This is a genomic window from Alcanivorax sp. HI0083, from assembly GCF_001635175.1.
The window spans coordinates 1-1,955 of record NZ_LWFX01001752.1; the positions used below are offsets into that span (position 1 = coordinate 1).

At 58.3% G+C, this 1,955-nt stretch carries 3 protein-coding genes; 2 read left to right on the top strand and 1 reads right to left on the bottom strand.

All coding sequences use genetic code 11. The features are described 5' to 3' along the window. Nucleotides 1-71 precede the first annotated feature (71 nt). Nucleotides 72-500 carry a group III truncated hemoglobin gene (locus A3754_RS25470; protein WP_063520000.1) on the top strand — a complete coding sequence of 143 codons (429 nt, stop codon included), beginning with the start codon at nucleotides 72-74 and terminating at the stop codon, nucleotides 498-500. On the opposite strand, the gene A3754_RS25475 is transcribed toward A3754_RS25470, so the two are convergent. Next, nucleotides 484-1,407 (bottom strand): GlxA family transcriptional regulator, encoded by a 924-nt coding sequence (locus A3754_RS25475; RefSeq protein WP_063521698.1) that lies wholly within the window; start codon nucleotides 1,405-1,407, stop codon nucleotides 484-486. The two genes, A3754_RS25470 and A3754_RS25475, sit on opposite strands and share 17 nt — an antisense overlap. 165 nt (nucleotides 1,408-1,572) lie before the next feature. On the opposite strand from A3754_RS25475, the gene A3754_RS25480 reads away from it, so the two are divergent. Continuing rightward, nucleotides 1,573-1,955 (top strand): alpha/beta fold hydrolase (locus A3754_RS25480; RefSeq protein ID WP_231880796.1); only part of this gene is annotated, 383 nt, incomplete at its 3' end.

Genomic DNA, 1,955 nt, shown 5'->3' on the forward strand with positions numbered 1-1,955 from the left:
CATCGGGCGTATTGAGTGGTAACGAGAGACGCTACAGGCAACACGCTTCACGCAAGCACGCGGAGAGTGGAATGACGGCGGTTGGGATTTTTCGCCCGGGTGAATCACTCGCCAGGGATAGTGACCTGCCTGATCTGGATTGCCGGGAAAATATTGACGCCATGGTGCACGGGTTTTATCAGCGCCTGCTGAAGGATCCGGTGATGGCGCCGGTGTTTCTGCAGGTGGCGGGGATTGATCTGCAACAGCACCTGCCGATCATCTGCCAGTATTGGTACAAAATGCTGTTGGGCGAGCAGGACTATCAGCGCCATATGATGGAAAAGCATCGGGCGCTGGATGACAAGATTCCGCTCACCGGTGTGCATCATGAGCGCTGGCTCGGCCATTTTATGGCCAATCTTGACGGACGTTTTGCCGGGCCCAACACCGACCGGGCCAAACGCCTTGCAGCCCGGGTAATGGATAATCTTTACCGCCAGCTCAGTATGCGCCGTTAGTCTTGCGCCACTGGGCAGGAGTGTCGCCCGCTTCGCGCTGAAACAACCGAATAAAATAGCTGACATTCTCGTATCCCACCTGGTGGGCAATCTGCTGCACAGACAGTGCCCCACTGATCAACAGCTTCTTGGCACGATCTATTCTGACTTTCTGAAGGTACAGGTGAGGCGCAAGTCCGGTAGCAAGGGTAAAGCGTCGCTTCAGGTTCCGCTCGCTGAACCCGAACCGGGAGGCGAGCTGCTCCAGTGACAACGACGCCTGCGGGTTGCTTTCAAGCCACTCCTGCACGGCAAGGATGGCCGCATCATCGTGGCGTCGGGTGCCGGGCAGAACCGGGCGCATCTGGATTGGGCTTGAGACCAGGAGGTGCGCGGCGCAGAGCTGGGCAAAGTGGTCTCCACGGTCATTGGCCAGCAGTGCCAACAGGGCATCGAAACTGCCATGCAACGAACTGGTGCTGTATAGCCAACGATCCTGAAGGTAGCTCTCTCTGGCCCGAAAGTGGCATTCCGTGTAGCGCTGCTGAAGCGTGGGGAGAAACGCCCAGTGGGTGTTGATACGCAAGCCGTTGACGAGTCCCGTGGCTGCCAGTGGGACAATGCCGGTGGATAGGGAAAGTACGGCACGTTGTGTCTCACAGTGCCGGGCAAGGTAGGCCGATGCCTCTTGCGAGGGTGCGAGAGTTTTCCCCAGTGCGGGACCTTCTATGGCTGGAAAAACCAGCCAGTCCGATGGAGCTGCTTTTTCCAGACAGGCATCCGTATGAATGGCATGACTACCTGCTGCGTGCAGCCGTTTGCCTGGTGCGTTTGCCAGCAGGCGAACCCGGTAGCCCGGTTGCAGCCCGGCCTGTTTTTCCAGCAGAGCCACAATCCGAAAGAAGTCGGTCACCGCGAACAAACTCATGGCCCAGCAGCCTGGGGTGACAACAATGCCAATGCTCTTCATAGACTTGGGATAATGCAGTGATGGCCTGAACGGACTATCAGTTTGCCTGTGTGGGAATGGAACGGAAAGAGGGGCAGGGCAACAATTACTGGGGTACATTCAATAGCGCAACAGGGGGTATAAATGACAGCACCGGCACCGTTCTTGCACAAGGGGGGCGAGATGTTGTTGCCGCTGGCCAGCTTCGGTTCCATCTATACCAAAGTCTGGCCCGGCGCTGAGGACAAAGCGCCGCTGCTCTTGCTGCATGATTCGCTGGGCTGTGTGGCGCTGTGGCGGGATTTTCCCCAGGAGCTTAATGTGGCCACCGGACGCACCGTCATTGCGTATGATCGTCCGGGCTTTGGCCGGTCGCCCAGACGTACGGATCGATTGCCGGTGTCTTTTGTTGAGGACGAAGCGGCGTTGGTGGTGGCGCTTTGTGATGCGCTTGGCCTGTCTACGGTTGTTTTGTTGGGACACAGTGTGGGGGGTGGGATGGCGCTGGCGGGGGCGGCTGCTCTTGG